Origin of the sequence: Enterococcus malodoratus (genome assembly GCF_027659535.1) — a bacterium.
Classification (GTDB): domain Bacteria; phylum Bacillota; class Bacilli; order Lactobacillales; family Enterococcaceae; genus Enterococcus_A; species Enterococcus_A malodoratus.
The window spans coordinates 223,681-250,514 of record NZ_JAQDPG010000004.1; the positions used below are offsets into that span (position 1 = coordinate 223,681).

23 protein-coding genes and 1 tRNA gene are annotated in these 26,834 nt (G+C 41.3%); 20 read left to right on the top strand and 4 right to left on the bottom strand.

The annotated features are described in order from the left end of the window. Window positions 1-4: 4 nt before the first annotated feature. The 7 genes from PGP85_RS08685 (at window position 5) to PGP85_RS08715 (ending at window position 8,733) form a co-directional block, all read left to right on the top strand. Window positions 5-1,432, top strand: coding sequence for an amino acid permease (locus tag PGP85_RS08685; RefSeq protein ID WP_010741417.1), 1,428 nt, complete (start codon window positions 5-7; stop codon window positions 1,430-1,432). A 22-nt stretch (window positions 1,433-1,454) separates the two neighbouring features. Next, entirely contained in the window at window positions 1,455-2,381 is a 927-nt protein-coding gene (glsA, locus tag PGP85_RS08690; RefSeq protein WP_010741416.1) for a glutaminase A, read from the top strand. Window positions 2,382-2,479: 98 nt separating this feature from the next. Further along, window positions 2,480-2,716: a hypothetical protein gene (locus tag PGP85_RS08695; protein WP_010741415.1), complete on the top strand. Its 237-nt coding sequence runs from the start codon at window positions 2,480-2,482 to the stop codon at window positions 2,714-2,716. A gap of 324 nt (window positions 2,717-3,040) precedes the next feature. Then, a complete protein-coding gene (gene licT / locus PGP85_RS08700; RefSeq protein ID WP_270327063.1) occupies window positions 3,041-3,874 on the top strand; it encodes a BglG family transcription antiterminator LicT in 834 nt (277 codons plus the stop codon). A gap of 286 nt (window positions 3,875-4,160) precedes the next feature. Beyond that, complete coding sequence (locus tag PGP85_RS08705; protein ID WP_010741413.1) at window positions 4,161-6,008, top strand: beta-glucoside-specific PTS transporter subunit IIABC; 1,848 nt, start codon at window positions 4,161-4,163, stop codon at window positions 6,006-6,008. A gap of 27 nt (window positions 6,009-6,035) precedes the next feature. Further along, the gene (locus PGP85_RS08710) at window positions 6,036-7,445 is read left to right on the top strand and encodes a glycoside hydrolase family 1 protein (protein WP_010741412.1); all 1,410 of its coding nucleotides are present in this window, start codon (window positions 6,036-6,038) and stop codon (window positions 7,443-7,445) included. A gap of 139 nt (window positions 7,446-7,584) precedes the next feature. Next, window positions 7,585-8,733, top strand: a complete 1,149-nt coding sequence (locus PGP85_RS08715) for a cation:proton antiporter (protein ID WP_010741411.1) — start codon at window positions 7,585-7,587, stop codon at window positions 8,731-8,733. A gap of 45 nt (window positions 8,734-8,778) precedes the next feature. On the opposite strand, the gene PGP85_RS08720 is transcribed toward PGP85_RS08715, so the two are convergent. Continuing rightward, window positions 8,779-9,378 carry a YczE/YyaS/YitT family protein gene (locus PGP85_RS08720; RefSeq protein ID WP_010741410.1) on the bottom strand — a complete coding sequence of 200 codons (600 nt, stop codon included), beginning with the start codon at window positions 9,376-9,378 and terminating at the stop codon, window positions 8,779-8,781. A 92-nt stretch (window positions 9,379-9,470) separates the two neighbouring features. Between PGP85_RS08720 and PGP85_RS08725 the strand changes: the two genes are divergently transcribed. From PGP85_RS08725 to PGP85_RS08755, 7 genes are all read left to right on the top strand, one after another. Continuing rightward, window positions 9,471-10,139, top strand: a complete 669-nt coding sequence (locus tag PGP85_RS08725) for a cyclic nucleotide-binding domain-containing protein (protein WP_010741409.1) — start codon at window positions 9,471-9,473, stop codon at window positions 10,137-10,139. A gap of 63 nt (window positions 10,140-10,202) precedes the next feature. Continuing rightward, complete coding sequence (locus tag PGP85_RS08730) at window positions 10,203-10,673, top strand: MarR family winged helix-turn-helix transcriptional regulator (RefSeq protein WP_270327066.1); 471 nt, start codon at window positions 10,203-10,205, stop codon at window positions 10,671-10,673. Window positions 10,674-10,677: 4 nt separating this feature from the next. Further along, entirely contained in the window at window positions 10,678-11,388 is a 711-nt protein-coding gene (locus PGP85_RS08735; RefSeq protein WP_270327068.1) for a B3/B4 domain-containing protein, read from the top strand. A gap of 172 nt (window positions 11,389-11,560) precedes the next feature. Then, the gene (locus tag PGP85_RS08740) at window positions 11,561-12,532 is read left to right on the top strand and encodes an AraC family transcriptional regulator (RefSeq protein WP_090407237.1); all 972 of its coding nucleotides are present in this window, start codon (window positions 11,561-11,563) and stop codon (window positions 12,530-12,532) included. Between the two features lie 155 nt (window positions 12,533-12,687). After that, window positions 12,688-14,019 (top strand): MFS transporter, encoded by a 1,332-nt coding sequence (locus PGP85_RS08745; protein ID WP_270327070.1) that lies wholly within the window; start codon window positions 12,688-12,690, stop codon window positions 14,017-14,019. Window positions 14,020-14,046: 27 nt separating this feature from the next. Beyond that, the gene (locus PGP85_RS08750; protein ID WP_270327072.1) at window positions 14,047-15,636 is read left to right on the top strand and encodes an alpha-L-rhamnosidase-related protein; all 1,590 of its coding nucleotides are present in this window, start codon (window positions 14,047-14,049) and stop codon (window positions 15,634-15,636) included. A gap of 117 nt (window positions 15,637-15,753) precedes the next feature. Beyond that, window positions 15,754-17,118 (top strand): MFS transporter, encoded by a 1,365-nt coding sequence (locus PGP85_RS08755; RefSeq protein ID WP_270327075.1) that lies wholly within the window; start codon window positions 15,754-15,756, stop codon window positions 17,116-17,118. Window positions 17,119-17,182: 64 nt separating this feature from the next. On the opposite strand, the gene PGP85_RS08760 is transcribed toward PGP85_RS08755, so the two are convergent. Beyond that, entirely contained in the window at window positions 17,183-18,016 is an 834-nt protein-coding gene (locus tag PGP85_RS08760) for a Cof-type HAD-IIB family hydrolase (RefSeq protein ID WP_270327077.1), read from the bottom strand. A gap of 515 nt (window positions 18,017-18,531) precedes the next feature. Here PGP85_RS08760 and PGP85_RS08765 point away from each other — a divergent pair. Then, window positions 18,532-20,070 carry a helix-turn-helix domain-containing protein gene (locus tag PGP85_RS08765; protein ID WP_270327080.1) on the top strand — a complete coding sequence of 513 codons (1,539 nt, stop codon included), beginning with the start codon at window positions 18,532-18,534 and terminating at the stop codon, window positions 20,068-20,070. 93 nt (window positions 20,071-20,163) lie between these two features. On the opposite strand, the gene PGP85_RS08770 is transcribed toward PGP85_RS08765, so the two are convergent. Both PGP85_RS08770 and PGP85_RS08775 read right to left on the bottom strand, forming a co-directional pair. Then, window positions 20,164-20,586, bottom strand: a complete 423-nt coding sequence (locus PGP85_RS08770) for a hypothetical protein (RefSeq protein WP_270327081.1) — start codon at window positions 20,584-20,586, stop codon at window positions 20,164-20,166. Window positions 20,587-20,788: 202 nt separating this feature from the next. Next, window positions 20,789-20,883 (bottom strand) — tRNA-OTHER (locus PGP85_RS08775). Between the two features lie 599 nt (window positions 20,884-21,482). On the opposite strand from PGP85_RS08775, the gene PGP85_RS08780 reads away from it, so the two are divergent. The 5 genes from PGP85_RS08780 to PGP85_RS08800 are packed head-to-tail and all read left to right on the top strand — an operon-like array spanning window position 21,483 to window position 26,813. Beyond that, on the top strand, window positions 21,483-24,122 hold the full coding sequence (locus PGP85_RS08780) for a pectate lyase-like adhesive domain-containing protein (protein ID WP_270327082.1): 2,640 nt from the start codon (window positions 21,483-21,485) through the stop codon (window positions 24,120-24,122). An 8-nt stretch (window positions 24,123-24,130) separates the two neighbouring features. Beyond that, entirely contained in the window at window positions 24,131-24,523 is a 393-nt protein-coding gene (locus PGP85_RS08785; protein WP_270327083.1) for an LPXTG cell wall anchor domain-containing protein, read from the top strand. After that, the gene (locus PGP85_RS08790) at window positions 24,498-25,220 is read left to right on the top strand and encodes a WxL domain-containing protein (RefSeq protein WP_270327085.1); all 723 of its coding nucleotides are present in this window, start codon (window positions 24,498-24,500) and stop codon (window positions 25,218-25,220) included. The genes PGP85_RS08785 and PGP85_RS08790 overlap by 26 nt, the downstream gene beginning before the upstream one ends. 46 nt (window positions 25,221-25,266) lie before the next feature. Beyond that, on the top strand, window positions 25,267-26,046 hold the full coding sequence (locus PGP85_RS08795; protein ID WP_270327086.1) for a WxL domain-containing protein: 780 nt from the start codon (window positions 25,267-25,269) through the stop codon (window positions 26,044-26,046). 29 nt (window positions 26,047-26,075) lie between these two features. Next, a complete protein-coding gene (locus tag PGP85_RS08800; RefSeq protein ID WP_090407269.1) occupies window positions 26,076-26,813 on the top strand; it encodes a WxL domain-containing protein in 738 nt (245 codons plus the stop codon). The last annotated feature ends 21 nt before the right edge of the window (window positions 26,814-26,834 follow it).

Here is a 26,834-nt window from a genome sequence, read left to right on the forward strand (position 1 = left end):
ATTCATGCAACAGAGCAAAACGAAAATTCCTGCGAAGAAATTGACGTTCTTTGGCTTTTTAGCCATGACGATCTCGATGGTGGTTTCATTATACGAGTATCCAACATTTGCGACATCTGGTTTTAGTTTAGTATTTTTTCTATTATTAGGCGGGTTATTATGGTTCATTCCGGTAGCATTATGCGCGGCGGAAATGGCAACAGTGAAAGGCTGGGAAAAAGGCGGCGTCTACACGTGGGTGAGTCGTACGCTAGGCAAACGTTTCGGCTTTGCGGCGATCTTTTTCCAATGGTTTGAGATCACGGTCGGTTATTTGACCATGTTGTACTTTTTGACTGGCGCGTTGTCTTACGCAACTGGAATCAGTGCCATTCAAAATAATAAGTTTTTAAAATTAGCTATTTTACTGATCATTTTTTGGGCGATTTTATTGTCGCAATTAAAAGGGACAAAATACACCTCTTTGATTGCTCGGATTGGATTCGTCGCTGGGATTTTGATCCCTGCCTTAGTTTTATTCGGCCTAGGGATTCACTACGTTGCTTCGGGTGCTCCTTTGCAAACGACCTTATCCATGAAGACGTTGATTCCTGATTTTTCTAAATTGCCGACATTGGTCGTGTTTGTGTCATTTATTTTGGCCTACATGGGGGTAGAAACCTCCGCTAGTCATGCCAATGAAATGGAAAATCCGAAGAAAAATTACCCGTTGGCAATGTTTGTGCTCGTAATCTTGGCAATCATTTTAGACACGTTCGGCGGATTGACTGTGGCAACGACGGTTCCTCAACATGGATTGTCGTTGAATACAGGTGTGATTCAATCCTTGGAATTCTTATTACGAAATATCGATCCACATATTGCTTGGATCGCAAAGGTATTAGCGATATTAGTTTGTTTGGGTGTCATCGGAGAAATCTCATCTTGGGTCACTTCACCATCAAAAGCACTTCATATCGCAGCGGAGGAAGGGCTGCTTCCAGCATACTTTGCTAAGGAAAATACCCATGGTGTTCCTGCACACTTAATGATCGCTAATGGGATCGTGGCTACGATCTGGGCAACGGTCTTTACTTTGAGCGGCGGCGGAAACAACTTATCCTTCCTTGCGGCGATGTCTTTGACGGTCGTGATTTATTTGATGCTGTATTTCTTGTTTTTCGCGGGGTATTTAAAGCTGGTCTTTTCAGATACGCAGCTTGAAAGAGCGTATCAAGTGCCAGGCGGAAAAATAGTTAAAATAATCATCGCTTGTTTAGGGCTTTTGACATCACTCTTTGCTTTTTGCATTTCTTTCGTTCCGCCTGCAAGCATCGCAGCGGGGCAGCATGGTGTTTATGAAGCAATTCTAGTCGTGTCCTATTTAGTTGTTTTAGTTGTCCCATTTGCGATTTACGCTTGTCGGCACAAATTTCAGCATGGGGAAAAATAAAAGATGAAAGTTGGTTTTTCAAATGAATAAAACAGAATTAACACAATTAATCAGTAAAAATTTTGATTATTATCAAACAGGCCACGTGGCCGATTATATTCCTGCATTAGCGAAGGTCGATCCGAAACAATTGGGCATGGCGATATATGATTTGCAGGAAAATCACTTGATTGAAGCAGGCGACGCGAATGTTCGTTTTGCGGTCGAAAGCATGTCCAAGGTTCCTGTTTTATTACTTGCGATCAAGGATAACGGAATAGATCATGTCTTTCAAAAAATTAACACAGAACCAACTGGTTTTGCCTTCAACTCCATCATGAATATGGAAATCAATCATCGCAAACATCCGATGAATCCTTTTGTGAATGCTGGGGCAATTGCGACGACTTCGTTAATTAACGGAAAGAACGCGGAAGAAAAATTCGATCGTATATTGGCATTTATGAAGGAAATTTGTGATGATCCCGCAATCACACTAAACGAAGAAATCTACCAATCAGAATCACGAACAGGTGATATCAACCGATCATTGGCCTATTACATGAAAGGAAATCAAATGATCGAAGGAGATGTTCCAGCGATTTTGGATACGTACTTCAAACAATGCTCCGTGAATGTCACGGCAGTCGGTATAGCAAAATTAGCGGCCGTTTTAGCCAATAAAGGAATTGCTCCTTGGAATGGTCAACGGATCGTTTCAGAAAAAAGCGCCACGATCGTTAAATCGATCATGACCATCGCAGGATTGTATGATGAATCTGGCGAGTTTTCAGTACATGTAGGTGTCCCCGCAAAAAGCGGAGTCGGCGGCGGTTTGCTGGCAGCTGTTCCTAATCGTTACGGCATGGGTGTTTTCAGTCCAGCATTGGATTCCTTCGGCAATAGCGCGGCGGGTATTCAGTTATTGACGGATGTCATTCAAGAATTAGATGCCGATATTTTTGAATAGACCAAGGGCAGGAATGGAGAGACGATAAGCTCTTCATTTCTGTTTTTTCAAGTAGAAGTTAGACAGATTCACGGAAAAATACAGAGAAGGCGCATAGAATGAACGATACAGAGATAAAGAAACTGAACATTGGTGATACGATTACGGCTACAACAGTTGATGAGTGTGTTAAAACTGGAGTCATTACATCCTTTGGCGAGCATGTGGTCATTATTTCTTGCGGCGTGTATCACTATATGATTAGGAAAAGTGAATTACAAGAGCAGGGGTATCAGATGCCGGCATTTAAAAAGAAGGTCCAATATTCAATAAAAAATCTGGCGAAGAGGGCATAACCCTCTTTTTTGCTTTATTCAAATTAGTGGCGTTTCAGATTTCTCCGCGTAACGAGAAATCTGATGCAAACCGCAGTTAAAACGATGCCAGCTGAAATTGCGGACCAGCTTTCTATGAGAAATGGATTAAAAAATATATTGACAGAACTCAAGGAGCATGATAACCTTTCCATAAGTTCTTGATGTTATTACTTCGGGTAAGCATGCGAGGATAAAAAATGAAAATTGTTGGATGTTATCACTTTATGTGAGCAGGACCTATTTACCGCACAATCGTAGTGTATGTAAATGGGCTTTTTTTGTGGCTAGCGAGGGAATTATTTTATGATCATAAAACGAGTGTTAAATAATAATACAGTCATTTCTTCTAACAGCAAGGGTGTCGATGTGTTGTTGATGGGTAAAGGCGTTGCTTTTGGAAAGAAAAAGGGACAGCCGGTCGACATGGAACAGATCGAAAAGACTTTTTTGCTGAAGGATAAAGAGACGCAAAGTAAATTTACAGAACTGTTGATCAATGTACCAATGGAGTATATTTTGGTCTCTGAGAAGATCATCAATTTTGGAAAAATCAAACTGGGCAAGAATTTGAATGAAATCATTTACGTCAATTTGACCGACCATATCCATTCAGCGATTGAGCGGTATCAGGAAGATATTATTTTGAAGAATCCATTGCGTTGGGATATCGCCCGCTTCTATCCAGATGAATACGCGGTTGGAGAGAAAGCAATTGAGATTGTGCGAAATGATCTAGGCGTGACCTTTGAGATCGATGAAGCGGCGTTTATTGCGATTCATTTCGTGAATGCCGAGATGGATCGATCATCGGATTTCGCTTATGAAATTGCTGAGATCACTAAAAAAATTGAAACAATCATTAAAAACCATTACCGTACGGAATTTGATGAAAATTCGCTGGATTACTATCGTTTCATCACACACGTGAAGTTCTTTGCCCAGCGTTTGCTGGCGGGGGATCATTACGATGATGAAGACGAGGAATTATTGAATACATTGAAGCATAAATATGAAGGCGAATACGCCAGTGCATTGGAGATCAAAGAGTATGTGCAAAAGGACTTTGAGTATGAATTAAGCTCAACCGAATTGCTTTACTTAATGGCACATATTCGTCGTATCACGAAAAATTTGTAACTAGGATTGTTATCCCACCGGAGCATGACCTAGAGCTTGTCGAACAAGGCAGCTTTAGGTCTTTTTTTGCCAGTTCCACTCTTCGCAGTTTATTTAGTAAATTCACAAATTATAGATTTGCATGAAAATATCGATCAATAACCTTAGTGGAATGGTACGCGCAACGAAAAACAAACTCATTTTTCGCGAACTTGGAAAAATGAATTAATCAAGATGAACTAGCTGCGTTTGTCACGCAGCGATAGGTAAACAGATCCGTTACTACATTTAGAAAAGAGGAGAAAAAATGAAGTATCAACAAACTGCAAAAGAAATTTACACTGCCGTTGGCGGCAGCGAAAATATTCAAACGGCGACTCACTGTATTACGCGCTTACGTTTGACGCTAAAAAATCAGAATCAGGTGAATGATGAAGAAGTCAAAGCAATCCCTGGTGTGATGGGCGTGATGAAAAAGGCGGGGCAATATCATATTATTTTGGGAAATGACGTAGCGAATTACTATCGGGCATTTACCAAATTAGGGAATTTTAGTGCTGAACCGGTTGCGTCGACTGAGAAGAAAAATGTCTTTGAAATCTTAATAGACGTGATATCAGGCTGTATGTCCCCGTTGATTCCGGCCTTGCTTGGCGGCGGAATGGTCAAAGTTTTGTTGATTATTCTGCCTTTGATCGGAGTATTGAGTGAGACTTCTTCGACCTATGCAGTTCTGTCGTTTTTCGGAGATGCACCATTTTACTTTATGCCGGTGATGCTGGCCTTTACTGCCGCGCAAAAATTTGGCGTAACACCGATGCTGGCGGTCGCTGTGGGCGGCATCATGCTGCATCCAAACTTTGCAGCGATGGTTGCAGCAGGTGATCCAGTCAGTATCTTTGGTTTGCCGATCACTTTGGCCAGCTATGGGTCATCGGTTATTCCGATTTTGATCATGGTTTGGTTGATGAAATACATTGAGGCGTTTTTCAATCGGATCATCCCAGCAGTTATGAAGAATCTCTTGCAGCCTTTAGCTGTTCTATTGTTGTCAGGTGTCATCGCACTGGTTGTTGTTGGTCCGTTAGGCACGTTTGCGGGTCAAGGCTTATCAGCAGCAGTGATTTGGATTCAGGCGAAAGCTGGCTGGTTGGCACTTGGTTTGATGTCGGCTTTGATGCCGCTGATCGTTATGACAGGGATGCATTGGGCATTTGCACCGATTTTCTTGATTGCTTCGGCAGCGACACCAGATGTCTTGATCTTGCCGGCAATGCTGGCGGCGAATATTGCACAAGGTGCGGCAGCGCTGGCAGTTTCTATGAAAGCTAAAGATAAAAATTTAAAGCAAATCGCTTTTGGGGCAGGGATTTCTGCTCTGTTAGCAGGTGTTACTGAGCCGGCATTATACGGAGTGACATTGAAGTACAAAAAACCATTGTATGCGGCCATGATTTCTGGTGGTTTATGCGGGATCTTCATGGGGATCACAGGGGTGGAATCTTATGCCTTTGCGGTACCTTCACTTGTCGCGCTGCCACAATTTATTAACGGCAGTATCGATGGAAACTTTATTAATGCGTGTATCGTAGCTGCGGCTTCGATCGTGATCACCTTTGCGTTGACGTGGTTCTTTGGTATTGAAGAAGAGGTTACGACAGCGGATGCTGTTTTGGAGGTTGTCGAAAGCGGCAGCAGCGATCCGAAAAAAGTGTTGGCACCTGTAAAAGGAAAAGTCATTCCATTGGAGAAAGTGAATGATTCGGCTTTTTCTAGCAAGGTGATGGGACAGGGAATCGCGATCATCCCTGAAGAAAACACGATCGTCGCGCCATTTGACGGCACCGTGTCGGCACTTTTCCCAACGAAACACGCGATTGGGCTGACTAGTGAAGCTGGAATGGAGCTTTTGGTCCATGTGGGGATTGATACAGTGGAATTGAATGGCAAATATTTCGACAGTCTTGTCGCAGTTGGCGACACAGTTAAAGCAGGGCAGCCATTATTGACCGTTGATTTCGCTGGGGTAAAAGCCGCTGGTTATGATACGGTGATCCCAATCGTAGTCACTAATAGTGATACCTTTATCGATGTTGTACCAAAAGATGAGATGAAAACAGCAGATTATGAGGACGCGGTTTTATACGTTATCTAAAGTAAATGGTTGAGTGGAGGAGAAAACATGAGTAAATTTCCAAATGATTTTTTGTGGGGCGGAGCAGTCGCCGCAAATCAATGCGAGGGTGCCTATTTAGAAGATGGAAAGGGGCTGACGGTGCAGGATGTAACGCGCAAAGGCTGGCATGAAGCACCTACTGAGGAGCCGCTGGAAGATAATTTGAAGTTAGTCGGCATTGATTTTTACCATCGCTATAAAGAGGATATTCGGCTGTTCGCAGAGATGGGCTTCAAGGTTTTTCGCTTATCGATTGCTTGGGCCCGAATCTTTCCAAAAGGGGATGAACAGGAGCCTAATGAAGCCGGCTTAGCCTTTTACGATGCGGTTTTTGACGAGTGTTTAAAATATGGTATCGAACCGTTAGTCACACTGTCTCATTATGAAACGCCGCTGCACTTGACGCGGACCTATGACGGTTGGCGCAATCGTAAAATGATCGATTTCTTTGAGCATTATGTTCGAACCGTTTTTGATCGCTACAAAGGGAAAGTCAAATACTGGCTGACCTTCAACGAAATCAATTCGATCACTCATGTACCTTTTCTTAGCGGCGGGATCAACACACCAAAGGAAGAACTGACACAACAGGATATCTATCAAGCCATCCATCATGAATTAGTTGCCAGCAGTCGGGCGGTTCAAGCGTGTCATGAGTTGATTCCAGAGGCGCAAATCGGCTGTATGATTTTAGGTGTGCCGGTCTATCCGCTGACTCCGAAACCAGAGGATGTGCTGCAATCGCTAGCAACGGAGCGGGAGAACTTTTTCTTTTCGGATGTACAGGTCCGCGGTTATTATCCGAGCTATTCGAAGCGAATGTTTAAGGAAAATAAAATTGAACTGGATATTCGGCCGCAGGATTTGGAGGACTTGAAGCATACGGTCGACTTTGTTTCCTTTAGTTATTACATGAGTATTTGCGAATCGGCCGATCCAACCAAAGAAGCTGGTGAGGGCAATATTATCGGCGGAATTCCCAATCCTTATTTGAAGGCTAGTGAATGGGGGTGGCAGATAGATCCCGAAGGTTTGCGGTATTACTTGAACATCCTTTATGATCGTTATCAAAAACCCGTGTTCATCGTAGAAAACGGCCTAGGAGCCGTGGACGAGCTCGTGACTTTGGAAAATGGCGAAAAAACCGTCATTGACGACTATCGGATCGACTACATGAACGATCATTTGGTCCAAGTAGAGGAAGCGATTGAAGATGGTGTGCCGGTGATGGGCTACACTTCTTGGGGCTGTATCGATTTAGTCAGCTTTACCACGGCGGAGATCAAAAAAAGGTACGGCATGATTTATGTGGACCGCAACACTGACGGGACAGGTACGTTAGCGCGCTATAAAAAGAAAAGCTTTGCTTGGTACAAAGAAGTCATTTCCTCAAATGGCGACTCATTAGTGAAATAATTAAGCAAAATAGTCGGAGTATCAGTAATGGTACTCCGACTATTTTGCTATTCTCATTTTTCAGATAGACTTCCTTTTTGGAAACGGATACAATTGCATTAATACTAGCTTTTCAGTTTGTAATGGTGGGGGCGAAGAGATGGAATTTATTGGTGTTTTGTGTCTGATTTTAGTGAGTGTTACCGTAGCAAGTCATTTTTCACGGAGAATGGGCATACCAGCGGTGATCGGGCAGCTGCTCGTGGGAATCCTGCTGGGAAATGGCGGACTGAGGATCGTCCATCCGGATATTCTGGTGAAGGATTTCTCTGAGATCGGGGTCATTTTACTGATGTTTCTGGCAGGCATTGAAAGCAATCTGCCGCTGTTGCGAAAATACTTTCGACCGGGTGTGTATGTTGCTTTACTGGGGATTTTTTTTCCGCTCTTATTGGGAACCGGAAGCGGCAATCTCTTTCATGTTCCGCTGAATCAGTCCTTTTTCTTTGGTTTGATCCTAGCGGCAACGTCGGTCAGTATCTCGGTGGAGGTCCTAAAAGAACTGAAAGTAGTCAACACCAAGGAGGGTTCGACGATCCTCGGCGCGGCAGTCGTGGATGACATTTTGGTCGTCCTGATCGTCAGCCTATGTATGCCGCTATTAGGTGTGAAAAGCGGCAGTGACCGGTCTTTGGGATTCATGCTGATCGCGCAAGTCTTATTCTTCGTAGCGGTCTTCTTCCTGATTCGCTGGGGCGCACCCTATTTGATGGGCTTGAGCAAAAAGATATTTGCCCAGTCTTCAGTCATTATTGTCTCACTGACGCTGTGTTTGAGCATGTCCTACCTGGCTGATTTTATTGGGCTAAGTTCGGTGATCGGAGCCTTTTCTACTGGAATCGCGATTGGTCAGACGAATGTTTGGAAGGATGTACGCTACAATATCGAGGCGATCGGCTACGCTGTATTCATCCCTGTCTTCTTTATCAGCATTGGTCTGGAAGTGACCTTCGATGATCTTGGGAAGCAATTGCTGTTCATTCTCGTTTTCACGGTAATCGCGATCTTCTCAAAACTGGTCGGCGGATTCATGGGTAGCAGGTTCTCTGGGTTCGGTAAACAGAGCAGTCTAATGGTAGGCTCAGGGATGGTTTCCCGCGGAGAGATGGCTTTGATTATCGTTCAACTAGGGTTTCAGGCACATTTAGTGGTTGGAAAATATTACTCGGCGATGATTTTGGTGATCCTATTTACGACCCTGTCCTCACCATTTTTGCTGAAATACTTTACCAAAAAAGTTTATACGTAATAAAACCGCTTGTCACAAGTAATACTGTGACAAGCGGTTTTTAGTTCAGTCCTTAGACCAGGCGATTACAGGGGACAGCAATAGAAAGCTGATCAGCGTGCCTTCCCGTACCATCAAAGTTAAGTCAAAAGAAAAGGTCAAAAGTAAAGCCGTCAAGATACAAAAAAAGTCGACACCATAGCGGTAAAACTTGAAATGTCGATCGTTTCGTTCAGCTAAAAGCAGACAAAACGTTTCGATTGGAAATTTTAAGATCTGATAATTTAAAACCTTTCCAGTGCCGATTCCCGCGATGATTGTCCCAAGAATAAAGAGCAGGCATTTCATCAAATAAGAATGGAGTGTAAAAAGCGGAAAAATAAAATAAGTAAACAAATTGATCGTTGAGCCAAAAAAGAGCAGAGCAATTCCCATCGTCAGGTAGTTTTTTAGCTTACGCTGCGAATCCAAAAGCCAGCAGCCGATCATAAATAAAAGGTTCGATCCGGCGGTGATCGTGCCGATCTTCACCTGACTAAGTTCGGCCAACGTCGCATTTAATGAGTTGAAACTGCTGACGCCGATGGCAGCCTTCAACGTTAAGCTGATTCCAAAAGCACTGAGTAGATAATAAAAAAAAGAGAGCATTATTTTTTTTCGATTCATCCTGATTGTTCCTCCGATAACTAATTGATAGGATGAGTATGACGCAAGTGAAAATAACCAACTAGGAGATATAGCCTACCGAGGAGAAAATAATGATTAAAGAAAAATACAGCGATGCAAACAAACATCTGCTGAATCAGGTACAATACCCATTCTTACCAGAGAGTTGCTTAGGCCAAAGTTTTTTTATTGATTTTGAGCGTAACGAAAAAATGGTTAGTCAAACGGCAAAGTTGGAGTACTTATTGATAATTTTGAAGGGAAAAGCTCGGATCGTGCAGCAAGAACCTAATGGAAAAAATCTTATTCTGCAATTTCTTGAAGCCGGTGATTTTATCGGGGAGCTGACCCTGGTTAAGGCGGAGGCTGCACCTAAAGATGTCATCGCGATTGGCTCAGTTCGCTGTTTAGCGATTCCGCTGAAAGTGGTGGAGCAGACGCTGATGACGGGGCTCGAATTTCCGACATTGATTGCACAATATATCGGGAAAAAATTATTATTGCGGATGGAACATTTCTCAAACGCGCAAACCTTTGAGTTGAAGTACCGGTTAGCAGCTTTGTTATTGGAAGTTGCCGTAAACGACCAGTATAGTGAAAACAATACGCAGATTGCTGACTATTTGGGAACTAGTTACCGTCATTTGATGCATACGCTCAAATATCTCCGAGAAAACGGCTATCTGAAAAAGAACAAAGCCGGCTACTTAATTGATTCAGAAAAGCTACAAATGTTGGTTGAGCTCGGAAATAACGGTTGATTTTTTGTTGCATTTGCAACATATTTCATTTATGATACTTTTATACCAGATAGGAGCCGCGAGATGACAGATGTTCTTAGAGATATTGGAAAGATAGCCAGAGCCTTGGATTCCATCGCAAATATTGAATTTAAAGATTTTCAACTGTCAAAGGGACAGTATTTATACCTGATCCGTATTTCCGAAAATCCTGGGATCATTCCGGATAAACTAGCAGAAATGATTAAAGTCGATCGGACCACCGCAGCGCGAGCAATAAAAAAGCTGGAGGAAAAGGGATTTATCGAAAAAAAAGATGATTCGGAAAATAAAAAAATCCGCCGCTTATTTGTTACCGCGGAAGGATCAGAACTCGTACCGATCATCAAATTAGAAAACGATTATTCCAATCAAATCGCTTTGCAAAATTTATCCGAACAGGAAATCACGGCCTTTGCGGAAACCTTGAAGACAGTGGTCGCTAATATTGACGAGGAATGGTTATCCGCCAAAAAGGGCAATAAGTGGCCTTATTTAGAACAAAAAGAGGAGTAATCAAATGACAAAATTTATAGCAGATCCAACATTTTGGGAAGTATTCCCTGAAGCACAAATCAACGTATTGATCGTAAAAGGAATCAGCAACCAACAGAAGCAGGAAAATGATCCCTATTTGATTGATTTGCTAGCCAAGGGAAAGGAAGCGGCTAAAGGATTTTTGCTGGAAGAAACCTTTAGCCAAAATCCAGTGATTGCTGAATGGCGCGGAGCCTTTAGCCAATTCAAAACAAAAAAGGGTGCCCGATCTTCAATCGAAGCTTTGTTGAAAAGAGTCAGTCAGAATCGTGAATTTCATCCGATCAATCCGCTGGTCAATATCTACAACAGCATTTCGTTAGAATTTGCAGTTCCATGCGGCGGGGAAGACTTACAGAAAATTGCCGGAGACATTCATTTAGGTCAAGCCGTTGGCGGTGAATCCTTTTTACCATTAGGAGCTGAAGCGGACGCGCCAGCCTTACCGGGAGAAATTATTTATTACGACAATGAAGGGGCGATTTGCCGCTGTCTGAATTGGCGGGAAGCACAGCGAACGATGCTGACCGAAACAACCCAAGAGGTCATCTTTTTTATGGAATCGATCAATTCCGAGCAAGCTCAAAGAGCGAATCAAGCAATGCAAGAGTTAAAGAAACGAGTCGCTGAATACTTCGGTGTTGAGGGAAACGATTTCGTGGTGAGCGTTGAAGAATCACAGGTGAATAGTTAACGATTAAAGGCAAGGTCTTGTAGAGATCTTGCTTTTTTTATAAGTCAATTAGCTCTATGAGTGAAAAAATCTTTCTATTTCAATCTCAGCGATGCTATTCTAGAGACAAAGGAAATTTAAAGTCAGTACATTACTCTACGTTTTTTTTTGCAGCTTGGTTGGAGGAATACAGATGAATTATGAAGAATTAAAAGAAATACTACGGCAAGAAAATGAAATCGAAAAAATTCAACGTACGAAAGGGTACAATGTCAACGATCAGAATTTGCCATTTGAAGACGTAGCGATTCCCAAAATGCCTAGCAGTAACTTTTTCAAAGAAGGCAATATCTTTATCAACAAGCATCATCGCTACTCAGCAATGCCAAATCACACACACGAATTTGTGGAATTTAATTATATGCTTTCCGGCAGCTGTACTCAGTATGTCAATGAGAAAAAAGTCGTTCTGCAAGAGGGTGAAATTATTCTATTAGATAAAGATATTGTCCAGCGAATTGATCCGTTGAGTGAGGACGATCTATTGGTCAATATTTTGTTGAAGGATGAATCAATTACGACAGATATCATCATTAATATGGTCAAATCAACAGGATTGGTCAACGAGTTTTTGATGAATGCTTCAAATAAAACGGGGAAGCATGATGCGTTTATTCACTTTCATTGTGGAGGAAAGGATGAGGTCCAAAAAATAATTCAAAATCTTATTTCAGAATATCTTCAAAAGAGACGGTATTATATGCGAGCTGCCAATCTTTTACTCTCCCTTTTACTGATTGAATTGACTCGAATGATCGAAGAAGAAAGCTTGGACAATTATCAGAAAAAGGATGAAGAGATCATTTGTATCCTAAAATATATCGACATCCATTTTCGACAGCTTAGCTTGAAGGATTTGGCAAAAGAATTTGGTTATAATTCCAATTATATTGGGAATAAATTAAAAAAAGAAACGGGGCGGACATTTCAGGATTTGCTCAATTCTGCCAAGTATCAAACGGCATTGGAATTGATGAAGGAAACGGATAAAAGCATTGAAGAAATTGCCTATGAAGTTGGCTTCAATTCCTTGCCCTCGCTCTACAAGCTCTTTGCTAGATTCACTGATAAGACACCGAAACAAGTAAGAAATAAACTAACTTGAGTTGAAAAGAAAAAGATCTTCCTTATAAAAAGGGAGATCTTTTTTCTGTAGTTTGGATAAAAAACATCTGGCTTTCGGCCATAGTTGAAATTCTGTAATGCGCTTACAATAAGTCCATAAGTTGATCAGCTGATTAGAATGATGAAATGGAGTGTATGAGTGTGAGTAAAAAAAGTGATTCAAATAATTCGTTAGTGAAAAGGTATTCCCCACTAGCTACAGCCGCTGGAATAGGATCAATGTTAGGTTCGGGGTGTATCGTCGGACTATCTGCGACGATCCCAGTTTGGCAAAAAGGGTTGGAATTAACGACTGGGCAAGTCGGAATACTCTCTGGTGGTTTGACCTTTGCGATTGCTTTCGGTTCGATGTTCGCCGGAAATATTAGTAAAAGCTTTGGTTTGATTCGTTCCTTTAATTGGTTGAATCTATTTTATGCGATCGGCGCAGCAATTTGTCTTTTCTCGAATAGTCTTTTGATGTTGTTAGCAGGTGTGATTATTATGGGAGCTTCCTCAGGGGCAGACCTGCCAATTAGTTTGACGGTTGTTTCGCATGATGCACCGGACGAAACGACCTCTGCTAAGCTGGTTTCATCAACGCAGATTTTTTGGCAAATCGGAGTATTCATTTCTTATATTTGTTCCTTCCTGCTTTCTGGGATTGAAGGTGTTCTTGGCGCTAGAATCGTTTTCGCTATCTTATTTGGTTTTGCGATAGTGACTTGGCTGTGGCGGACTTTTTCGGTCAAATTCAAGATATTCCATGAAGAGGGCTATGCACGTCAAGCGGCGAATAAAACGATCAGCCAACCAGGACAAGAGGTTTCATTTAAAACCGTTTTGTTTGGTCAAAATAAAAACAAATATCTAGGTTTCTTTTTAGCAATCATTACATTTTATGTTTGTTGGAATCTATTAGCAAACACATGGGGACAATTTCAAACCTATGCATTGACCAACGCAGGAGCAAGTCAGACACAGGCTACGGGATTAGGGATCGTGCTAAATATCGTTTCACTCGCTACAACCATCGTTTTCGCTTCAATCTCTGGTGGAAAATATCGAAACAAAGCCTTTTTTATCGGTGCATTTGTTCAGTTTGCGGCGATGGTCGGCATGGCATTGATTGGAGGCGGAGCTGGATTTATCGCCTTAGCAATCACAATCGCTTTCTACAATTTCGGGAATCCTTTAGCAGGGGAGGCGATTTATAAAGTCTGGACACAGGAATCCTTTCCAGCGGAAACTCGTGCCTCACTACAAGGATTCATCAATGGTTTTTCAAGACTGTGTTGTGGCCTCTTTGCTTTCATCACACCGTATCTAGTGATGCCGGATCGTATTCAATCATCAATGATCGGATTTGCGGGTATTGTTTTATTAGCGACAGTCGCTGGAATAATCATGATGAGATTACAGAAGAAATATGGAACATCTGAAAATCATGAAGTCGAAGCGAGTCAAGATCTAGATGTCAAAGTATAACTAAAACAGTTAGTGAGGAGAATGAGCATGGCTTTTACCTTTCAAATTAATAATGATGTGGTTTGGGATTACGATAAAAACTTATTGGATAGAGCAGAGGCTAACATCCCAAGATTGATCGAAACGGAAATTCATCCGATTGGGATCGTGGAACGAATTTCTGAGAAACAACGGGTAAATGACTTTGAGCTGATTAAAAGTGAAAAGAATAGCCTGTCTTTAAGTGACTATCCTTTAGGTCGAGGAGAATCATTGATTTTAGATTTAGGAGATCACTACGTTGGTCAATTCAGTATTGATATAGCTTCAGTGGGTTCGCCAATGGATGCCCCTTTATATTTACGATTGAAATTTGCTGAAGTACCGTCAGAATTGTACGCCGATTCAGCAGACTACGATGGCTGGCTATCACGTTCTTGGATTCAAGAGGAATACATTCATCTCGATGTTTTGCCTGCCAAGCTGCAATTACCTAGACGATATAGTTGTCGCTACGTTGAGTTAACGGTGATTGATACTTCACCAAAATGGAAAGCTAGCTTCAGCAATCCACTGTTTATTGCAAAAAGTTCTGTTTCCGTGGATCAATTACCAAAGGTGACTATTGAAGACGATGAATTGAAGGCAATCTACAATGTATCCGTAAAAACTCTTTTAGATTGTATGCAAACTGTTTTTGAAGACGGTCCAAAACGCGATCGCCGGCTATGGCTGGGAGATCTGCGTTTACAGGCTTTAGCCAATTACTATACTTTTAACGATTTGTTCCTAGTTAAACGCTGTCTATATCTTTTTGCTGGTATGCATACAACGGAAGGAAAAATTCCAGCAAATGTGTTTACCGAACCTGAGTTGACTCCAGACGATACGTTCTTGTTCGACTATAGTCTTTTCTTTGTAACTTCTTTATACGATTATATTGAGCATACCAATGATTATGATGCATTGGAAAATCTGTACCCAATCGCAAAAAGAGCTGTAGACTTAGCGACTAAACAGGTAGACAACGAGGGTCGATTAGTTTTGACGGAAGAATGGCCTGTGTTTGTCGATTGGTCCAACGATTTTGAAAAATCAACGGCTGGACAAGCGATCATGATTTATACCTTAAAAAGATATCTAAAATTGGCTGAAGCCTACAATGAACCAGAAAAAGCAGTTTATCAACAGCTTTTAGACAAAATGATTGAATTTTCTAAACAGAGTTTATTTGATAAAAAGCAAAGACAGTTTATCGTCGAAGAAACTAGTGAAGTAAATGTTGCCAGCCAAGTATGGATGGTTTTAGCGGAAGTTTTTGACACGAAAAAGAATCAGAAAATCATGCAGGAAACGGTGAAGCAGCATTTTCCAATAAAAGGAATCGCCACTCCATATATGTATCATCATGTTGTGGAAGCACTGTTCATCGCCGATTGCTCCGAAGAGGCAATCAAGCTGATGAAAGATTATTGGGGAAAAATGATTGAGTTAGGTGCCGATACTTTTTGGGAAGCATTTAAACCGGAGGAGTTAGACTTTTCACCTTATGGCAGTCCGATTCTAAATAGTTATTGCCATGCATGGAGCTGCACACCAGCGTATCTGATCGGCAAATATTTACTAGCGAAAGAATAGAGAACGACTAGTTTTGAAGATTCTGGATTGAGCATCCATCAATGCTCAATCCAAGATTTTCTGAAGGTATTGAAAGCGTTTGTACTCAATGGACAGGTTATAAAAAGGAGTTTTATTATGGAAACGACACAAACAAATCAGGTAAAAAACAAGCGGACAAATAAGTGGCAACAGCGCATCGGCTATGGCGTATCGGATTTAGCCTGCAATCTTATTTGGCAGATGATCTCGCTGTATCTTTTGTATTTTTACACGGATATCATGCATTTGAGTGCAGCTTCGATTAGTTTAATGTTTGTTGTCACACGTTTTGTCGATGGTATGACAGACTTACTTGTCGGCTATTTGATTGATCATACCAATACACGCTGGGGAAAATCACGACCCTATTTTCTTTTCGGAGCGATACCGTTTGCACTATTTGCTTTTCTTTGTTTCAATGTGCCTGATTTCTCGGCCTCAGGAAAGCTGGTATACGCGTATGTCACATATTTTGGTCTATCATTAGCTTATACTTTAGTAAATGTTCCGATGGCTTCGATTTTGCCAAGTCTGACAAATGACACGGAAGAGAGAACTGCGCTGTCGACTTCACGCAAGTTCTTTGCCTTTTTAGGAGCGACCATTGTCAGTTCGACGGCCTTAACTTTAGTCGCCTTTTTCGGAAACGGAAATGAACGAATCGGATTCAAAATCGTGATGGGGATTTTTGGAATTATCGGATGTCTTCTGTTTTTCTTTACCTTCTTCAGTGTGCGAGAATTACCGATGCGCAGCTCAAAAAGTGTATCGCTGAAGACCGTTTTTATCTCTTTAAAGCAAAACAAACCTTGGCTGATCTTCGCGGTGAACATTCTTTTCATGTGGACAAGCTTTTTCATCCAATCTAGTGCCTTGGTCTATTATTTTTCAGTTGTCGTTGGCAATAAGACACTTTCGATCACAGTTGCGACTATCATGTCAGTAGTTCCAATGTTCGCAAACTTCTTCGTTCCGATGTTAGCCAAAAAAATAGGAAAAAGAAACTTATATATTTTATCTTCCAGTATTCAGTTGATTGGATTGGTTATTATTATGTTTGCGGCTAAGGCTGTAGCTGGAATATTGTTCGGTGCGTTTATTTCAGCAATCGGTTATGGAATAAAGGAAAGTATCTACTTTTCGATGCAAGCCGATCCTGTGGATTACGGGGAATGGAAGACAGGAGTCAATGTTTCGGGTTCACTTTCAGCGATTAACGGTTTTTTGGGGAAAGTCGCACAAGCAATTTCCGGTGGATTAGCTGGAGCTCTCCTTGCTTGGGGAATGTACAAACCAGGCGAAGCGGTCCAAACCGGCAAAGCAATGTTTGCGATCCAAGCGATGTATCTCTACGTTCCAATGATTTTGATTTTCTGTTCAATTATCACGATGTTGTTTTACAACTTGGACAAAATCTATCCTACAATAAAAGCGGAGTTGGAAGAAAGAAGAAACGTATAATCATTTAGTGAACATTAAAAAGCAATCAGCTAAGCAAGGAGGCTTAGCTGATTGTTTTTTCTGTCTATAAATACTTCGCCAACCCAGCAGCGATCCCATCTTCATCGCAAGTCAGTGTCACGTCATCCGCGATGGCTTTCAAGTCATCCACGGCGTTGCCCATAGCGACACCGATTCCCGCGTATTCGATGATTGAGCGGTCGTTATGACCATCGCCAAAGGCAATCATGTTGTACGAATGAATACCCAAATCAGGGAAAACAGTATTTAAAGCTTTTGCTTTATCGATTCCTTTATCCGTGAATTCAAAATAAAAGGGTGCCGAGAAGGCCGCAGTGACGGTTTCGTCGAATGGCGCATGGATCGCGTCAGCATTTTCCTGCAAATAATCCGGTTGTGCCGCGATCAAGATTTTATTGATCGGGAAGGTCGCGAAGGCGGCCAAATCATCGATCTCACAAAGTTTAAAGTTTCCGCCGCGAGATTCATATTCAATAATATTGAAATCGCCGTCTGGCAGATGCAGCGTATTGTTGTAAACGTCATTTACATAAAGATAGTCTTCCTTGTCAATCATCGGCATTACGTCGAATTTCTTCAAGTGCTCTAAGATTGCCTGACCTGTTTCAACACTCATTGCCTGATTGAAAACGACTTCCTTGGTTAGGCAATCGGTCACTCGTGAACCGTTGTAAGAAACGAGATAGCCTTCATATTTCGTCATTTCTAACTGTTTCGCTAGGTCCAACATCCCCGTCGTTGGACGGCCTGAAGCTAAAATCACCTTGATTCCTTTTTCTTGAGCGGCGATCAAGGCCTGTTTGGTTTTTTCTGAAATTACTTTTCCTGTAGTTAATAACGTGCCATCGATATCCAGTACAATCGCTTTGATATCCATTCCATCACATCCTATTCGTATTACTTTAAGTCTACTATCGGCCAGAAGTGATGTAAATGGTTTCATTTGTAAATCACGTTGGAAAATAAGGAGGATTCCCATTTTAATAATAGGAAGCCTGTTGTATTTTTTAGTTCCAATAATTGTGAATAACGAACGTTTTCTTATGGTCGATTAAATAGCTTTAATAATAAAAGAAAATTGAATTCGCCCCTTTTTATTTGTGATACTATTATAGTTGGATAACAATTATGGTTTTATCTCTTATATAATAACTGTTATTAAATAAGAGTTGATTGAATAAACACACGTGGGTAGAGGTGTTAATCAATTGGCGGCTCCGCCGTGAAAATGTGAACGTTTCCTGTTGGAATAGACAATGAAAACGTGCGTTGTGGCAGGAATTTATGCAGAAATAAACGAATTTAGATGTCACAAATTAAATGAACCTTATTTTTTGAGAAATTGAATTTATTAGATGCAGGATTATTCTTAGTTGATTTGGAGGAGATATAGTGGATTTTCGTGAAATATTAGGGACAAGTAATAAACGCAGATTGAGATTAATTGAGTTGATGTATTATAGTCGCGAGGGGTTGCCAAGTGAGAGAATTCTCAACGAATTGGAATGTTCGTTGCCGATTTTATTAAACGATATCAGCCTGATTAATGAGCTCCAAGACAACTTTATTGTCGAGAAGGTTAAGGGGCTGTATCGGGTTAAGCTAAAAGATGATGTAAGCATCGGAAAACTCTACTCTGAAGCATTGACCACCGCACCTGAATTCCAGATTATGGAACAACTGCTCTTTGAGAGCTGTGACAATATCAGCGAGTTATCAAGCCTGTTGTTTTTGAGCACCTCAAACATCCAACGTTACTTAAAAAAGATCGAGCCCTCCTTAAATAAAGCGGGGATTCTTTTACTGTATCGCCCGTTGCGCCTAGAAGGAAAAGAAAGTGTCATCCGCCATTTCTTCTATCGCTATTTTATTGAAAAGCAATATACGCTAAAGTATTCATTGCCGGAAATGAACGACGATCAAATCCAGTCGATCGAAAAATTCATCATTGAATTTACTAAAATCAATCACTTAGCCAAAAAGCATATTTTCCATAAACGCCTTACCTATAGTGTTTTTATCAGTTTGTGGAGAATTAAAAATGGTCATCATTACGCACCTGAAGAATTGCGTACGCAGGGTTTGCTGCTGCCGGAAAAAGAGCGAATCAATGATTTTAGCAGAATGATCCGCCTGGTTTTCAATCTGCGCTTAACCGATGTGATTATGCGAGATTGTTTATGGGTTTCCTTCTCTGATTCGATCGTTTTCAGCAGAGAACATCGGGAGGCCGCCTTAAGCGATAATCCTCGCTATACTCGTTTATTCAATGCTCATTTAGCATTGACGGAGCGCTTTACAAAATTGCTTGGCGTTTTTTATGATAAGCAACGTCTGCTGGAACTGACGACTGTTTTAGTTAATGACGTCTATCTCTATGATGAAGACGGCGAATTTCTAACGATTCTGCGGAAAAGCCGGACTGTTTTTTTAGAGATGGTCAAGCTGATGCACCGATTTGCGGTGGAGAAGGTTACAAGAATCGTTGAGGAATTTGTTCAAGAAAATAAGATGTATCAGCAAGTAGATTTTATTACCAATTATGTTTATCTTTTGCTGACAGAGGAAGTCGATACGCTGGAGCTGCTGGCCTCTCAGGATAAAACGATCCATTTACTGCTTCTTTCTGATCTATCGCCAACAGAGGAAAAATTCATTTCAAAGGTTCTTAAGCAAATCGTTTATGGAAATTTTGAGATCCATCATTTTGAAGATGTATGGGAAGGCAGCAAAGATGTTTTCCAAAGAATTCTGTCCTACGACGGTTTGATTACCACCGGATCGATCGAAGGGCTGCCTAAAGATTTTCCACTGGTTTCAATGGACCCATACGTTACACCACAGGCGATTGTTTCTATTCAGAATTTAGTCAATGAAATCTCAGAGAGAAGCAATTACCATTACGTTGGTGAGAAAAAAACGATTGAGTGATTGGTCCTACAGCGAAAACAAGTTCAACTCAAAAAAGGACAAAACGAAGCTGTTCCTCGTTTTGTCCTTTTTTGAATTCTTTTTTACCAATGGCTACAACACTTCTTTTTCCGCCGATTTCACTGGAACTAGGCCATATTTAAACGTGAAAAATAGGTAGGTAAAGCCAATAATCGTTCCCGCAGTTCCATAAACCGCATCCATGATATCCGCCGTATTCATGAACCCCATCAGCGTTTCGCAAACAAAATTTCCGAATAAAAGCAGCACGCCTAGAATCAGGACGGAACGAAATTTTACCCCGGTTACCAGCCAAGTATTGCCGATGCCCAAATAAAAAATCAAACTTAGCGATAGGTTGGAGATATGTGAGTGGATCTCAGGATTAATTACAACAAAATCAGGAATCGGCACACTTAGCCATCGCCCGATAGTCAATAAAAAACCGATAAAGAGCAAAAGAAAGTAACAGATCCAAGATGCTTTTTTTAATGTGTATTTTGCTTCAATCTTCATTGATTCACCTCAATAAAAATTATACCGTGTTGCAAAAAGATTACAATAAGCCGGGTAAGTAAAATCTAAGAAGACTAAAGATATATAATGCTTTATTGGTGATTTAATGGTCATTTGAAAAAATCTGCTTTGACAAGTTAATGAAGTAAAAAAGGAAGCATAAGAACGTGAGATTACGTTCTTATGCTTCCTTTTTTTAGAATGTGGATGACAGGAATCGAACCTGCACCTCGTATTAAATGAAACAAACCGTCGTTTTAAGTCCCATTTCTGAGTTTAAACACCAAGTTCATCCACAAGAAGAGTGTAAGACACCTAGCTTATAGAAAGCTTAACTGTCTAAACACTAATTAGAAAATTCTAATAAGCGTATACAACACATTGAAGAAAGCGCTTTACGCAAGCTTTTTTGACACCTTAGATGGCTATCACAGGTGTTTTTAATTGCAAAAGACTGAGCGTTAAAAATGAAATTTATCAATTGGTCGTGTATGTTGATACTATTGCTCCCTTATTTTTGTCATTTTAATTAACGATTTTTTTAAAATCTAATATAAAAGTTAAATTATTTTTCAAAATTAAAAAAATTGAGTTTTCAGCAATGTAGATTGGTTTAATAGCAAGATTAGAATAAGTATAAACAAATCGTTATTTATTCTCATTTAAGTATGTGAAGGGTTGCCCAGCTTACTGCTAATCCTGAAATAAACTTTAACGCTCAATAATATAACACTCATTATTTTATTACTATTTATTAAACAAAAGTAAGCTCATAATTTGTTAAAAACACGGAGTTTCCCTAATATTTATAACTATATTATCAATTTACTTTAAAATTAATATAAAAAATGGGTAATAGCTGTGATAATATCTAAAACGTGAAGGAGGTGAAAAAAATGGTGCAACGTAAAATAAAAGTCTTACTGTTATTGACCATTTTGCTCCCAAATCTGTATGTTCCTACGGTTAACGCAATAGAAGAATCAAGCTCAGTTACGGATTCTTCTGAGATAACTACAGAAAGCAGCAAGAACAGTATCGATACAATAAGTTCTTCGCCGCTTACGAAGGATACGAGTGAGAATTCTAAAGAGGATAGCACTGAGAGTACAGAAAGCTCGAAGGAAATGACTGATGAAACCGAAAGTTCAGAAGTGAACGAGGAAAAATCCAAAGTCCAAAAAGCGGAACTCAATTTACTAGCAGCAAACGAGGCAGCCGTGAGTACTTGGTCTGACTTTGTAATTGCCGTTCGTGATGAATCGATCACGAAGATCATATTGACCGCAAGTTTTGGCAACCCTAGTGCTTCTGATTCTAGTTTATCGGGCTATCAGCGAAAGAATGATCTAGAAATTGATGGGCAAGGACACCGAGTAGATTTTAGAAATTCATCCATTTATCTGGGTTCGCCAACGAATGCAATAGGGCTATTCCATATGCATGACATCGTATTGAATCAAAACTATGCCGGGGCCAGTTCAGAAGATATTGTTGGAAATCGTTTAAATTATACCAACGGGGCCAAATGGAAGTATCGTTTCGGAAATATCACTGCGGAGTCAGGGGTTCAACGTTTGGCAAGAGCTTCACATGCGGAAGTTACGGTTTACGGCAAGATGGACCTTAATACACGGGCAGAAAACTTTTATCTAGGCAGTTTGATTATGGAAGACGGGACAGATTATAAGGGAAACGTAAACAACTACAACTTTTCAGTCTTTTGGTATAACGTGGCAGCCAGCGCAAGTTCAACTGGAGCCTCTAGAGAATTTACGATTGGAAAGAATTGCCGCGTGGATGTCGGACAAACGCAAACAGTTGGTCGAACATATCCGGCAGTTTTTGAACATTATTTGTCATTAACTGTTGGCGAGAATAGTGTTTACAATGTCGATATGCCCGGTAATGCGGTGCGTTTTGACGATGTTGGTGCGGGGATGACGATCAAGAAAGGCGCTATTGTCAACTTAACAAGTAAACAAACAGCAGGTTCGATCGTGGCCTTTAGTGCAAACAACACATACTTAAATGCGGAAACCGGCAGTTACCTTTATGTCATCGGATCGAGTAATCAGCCGCTGATCAACTTGGCAGCCAATGGAACGGGAACAGGAACGGTCACAAGAACCGGAAATAACTTTACGTTAAACAGTCCCGCACAATATGACTTGCGAAATCTGAATGATAGTCAAAGCGCGGTTAATTTAGCATCGCTTAATAATGCGAACAATACGTTTTCAATTCTTGATTCGGATATTGATTTATGGAAAGTTGGTGTGCCTGTTTTAGGACCATCCTCTGAAACCTATGCAAAAGTTCCAAGTTTCAAGGTTGAAGGAAGTGGGACAAGAGAGGTAGTAACGACTTCTGTTGCTGATCTAGATAAGTTTAAGCAGGCAAATTTCCGGCGGATTTCCGGGATGAACCAGGAGCCGAAGATCGAATGGACACCTGTCACTGATGCGGACAAAACGATCAAAGGACGCGTAATCATCGGCGAGGTACCAGACAATAATGGGTTAGTAGCTGGGGAAATTAAATACATTCCTGTCTACGCTTCAGAAGATCAGGCAAAAGTGAAGCTGACAGACACTCATGGCAATGTCAGAGACAATTTATCCACGGATGTGAATGGCTATGTTTCCTATACGGATACGAATGACCCGATTCAGTTTCAAAAAGCAGGAGAAAAGATCTCCGGAATCGCAGAGCGCGGTCCATGGATCACAACTGATCCAATCGAAAGTACAGTGATTGATGCAACACCACCAGAACCCGCCAAAGTAGATCATGCGGATGGCATCCAAAGCATTACTACGAAAATAACGGGAACTGGGGAACCTAACAGCATTATAACACTAACTGTGAACGATCAACCATCAGGAATTTCAGCTCAGCAAGTAGGAGCGGATGGCAAATGGGAGATCGATATTTCAAATCTACACATTGTCAGAGGAGATATTTTGCAATTCTTCTTACAAGATCAAAGCGGCTTGATTACGGAGCTAAGTGAATCCGAACGGCCAAGTACAAATAACGCCATCGGAAATATCAACCCTAAAAATGATATGACCTATCGCGATGCAACCTTCAAGGCAGCGACAAAAATTACCGTTGTCGGGAATTTATCCTTAGTTTCCGTGCCTGCCGGACTTGATTTCGGGAACAATCAGGTATCGAACAAGACAGAAAATTATCGTCCAACCATTAGCGGCGATCTTGTTGTTTCGGATACTCGCGGCGGAGCAAGGAAACCATGGCGTTTAACCTTGAGTCAGTCAGAAGAACTGAAGAACGGTTCGATTTCACTAGAAGATGCGTTGTATTACACCTCTCAATTAGGAGAAAAACAAATCTCGACTGCTTCGCAAATCGTGGAATCGGGAGAATTCACTTCTGACGGCTCGAAAGACATCTCTGCAGATTGGACAGGCGAGAATGGCTTCAAATTGACCGTTCCGGTTGAAAAGCAGCGAGTCGGTGATTATTCAGGAAAACTGTCATGGCAATTAGAAGATGTCCCAGGAAATTAGGTGAGTAGATGAAACGATTATTAATAAAAAGCTTACTAGTAGGGCTGCTGCTTTTCAGTGCGGTACCTGTTTTTGCGGCAGACGCTAATTATGATAGTAACGGGGTGACAGCCTTCTATGGAAAATATGAATACCCGAAAGAGGACCCGAATAAAAAGGATCCGTCTAAGAACGAAGAGTCAACGCTTGTTCCTTCAGAGGAAACGGCAGCAGGCACTGGTTCGATAACGACACCCAATTATTCGAGTGCCTTGCCTTCATATAAGGGAGAAGGAACGATTATTCCAGTAACGGGAGATACATCGAACATACTGACGTCAATCATAGGGCTCGCTTTGTTAGTACTAGTCTTTTTAAAACTAAAGGAGGTCGAGAATGCTGAAAAACAATCAACTATTTAGTTTTCTTCTCTTGACCTGCTTACTTTTTGTTGGAGCAACGGCAGTCCATGCAGATGATTCTGATACACATATGAACTATCAACGTGGCGGGGCTATCGTCAAACCACTCGATCCGCTGCTGCCCGATCCAAACAAACCAGTCGTTCCGGTTGATCCCACTGATCCAGCGGGTCCGCCAGTTGGTACAGGCGGCAGTCTTTCACTGGATTTTGCTTCAAGCTTTCAATTTGGCAATCAAGCAATTTCAACGAAAGATAAAACCTACTATGCGCTGGCACAAGAATATACCGATTTTGACGGCACTAAGAAAAAAGGACCAAATTATGTTCAAGTTACCGATGTCCGCGGAACTGCCGCTGGATGGGAACTGAGTGTAAAACAAAATGGACAATTTCAAACTGCTGAGGCGCAGGAACTGAAAGGTGCAGAATTGATTTTCAACCAAGGAGCAATGATTTCGAATCTTTCAAATACGTATGCTCCTTCAGCTAATACGACCTTTGACCTGCCGCTTGATGCCGAGATCAATGTAGCAACTGCTCACACGGATAAAGGAATCGGCACTTGGCTGTATCGATTTGGCACCAACGAAACTACAGGTGCGCAGGCGATTCAATTAAAGGTTCCCGGCAAATCAGTAAAATACGCAAAAAAATACCAAACCTCATTAACTTGGACGTTAAAAGACGTACCTTAAAGAAAGAACTTCATTCAAAAAAAATACTTCAATAGGAGAATAATTCATGAAAAAAGTAAGCTTAATGACTGTCGCAACGTTAGCGGCTTTATCACTATCAACCATCGGCGGCGTGGTTTCTCATGCGGCAGATGCAGAATATGATTCAAATGGTGTGGTTGAATTCATTCCAAATCCAGATCCGACAAAACCAGTTGATCCAACCGATCCAGATCCAACTAATCCAGTAGAACCAGTAGATCCGACTGATCCTAATGGGCCAAATCCCGGAACGGACGGACCATTGTCAATCGACTACGCGTCTTCTTTGGATTTCGGGGTAAACAAGATTACCAATAAAGACGAAGTGTATTATGCACGTGCACAACAATTCAAAGATAACCGCGCGGCGACACCAAACTATGTTCAAGTTTCTGATAATCGCGGAAACAATGCCGGCTGGACGTTGAAGGTAAAACAAAACGGGCAGTTCAAAGCAGCAAGTACGCTAAATGATACGCTGACCGGATCAGCAGTCAAATTAAGCAGCCCAACAGTTGCAAGCAACTCAACTGCCGTACATCCAACAGCAGCTGCAACGATCGAACTTGATCCAGCAGGAACGGAAAGTTTAGTTATGTCCGCGAAAAAGGATCAAGGAGCAGGAACTTATGTTGATCGTTGGGGAACTGTTGAAACAGTCAAAGAGTCCGATAAAGATGGAAACGAAGTGGACGCGGACGTAACCAAAGCAATCACGTTATCTGTGCCCGGCAGTACGCCGAAAGATGCGGTTAAATACAGTACTTCATTAACATGGAGTTTATCAGACGTACCAGGTAACTAAATTCTTACTATAAAAAAGGAGAGAAACACATGAAAAAAATTGGTTCTTTATTATTGGCAACAAGTATTTTGGCAAGTCTAGCTTTAGGTGCAACGACAACACTAGCGGCAGATGGCGGAAGTTATGATTCAAACGGCGTGATCACATTTACACCAAACACCGATCCAACTAAACCGGTTGATCCCGTAGATCCGACTGATCCGGTGACTCCAGTAGATCCAACTGATCCGACTGGTCCAAAACCAGGAACAGCAGGACCTTTGTCGATCGATTACGCTTCAAGTTTAGATTTTGGCACACAAAAAATCACGTCAAAAGATGAAATATACAAAGCGAAAGCGCAAAAATACATTGATAAAGACAGCGTTGAAAAAACCGGTCCTAACTTTGTACAGGTAACAGATAATCGTGGGACTGAAGCAGGTTGGACACTACAAATGAAACAAAATAGTCAATTCACAACGGCTGATGCAGATGTATTGACGGGAGCAGAAATTGTTTTCAAAAACGGAAATGTCGTGACTGCTTCAGATTCAGAAAAACCTACAGGTAAAACAACGATTACCGCTGATCCTTCAGGTGCATTAAAAGATGTGATGTCGGCTAAAGTAGACCAAGGTGCGGGTACTTATCTGCTTGATTGGGGTACAGATGCGGCTACCGCTGCTGAAAGTATTGAACTAAGCGTACCAGGTTCAACAACTAAATATGCGAAAAAATACTCTACTACATTCACATGGGTTTTAACTGACGCTCCAGGAAACTAATAATAAAGATTTTTGAAGAAG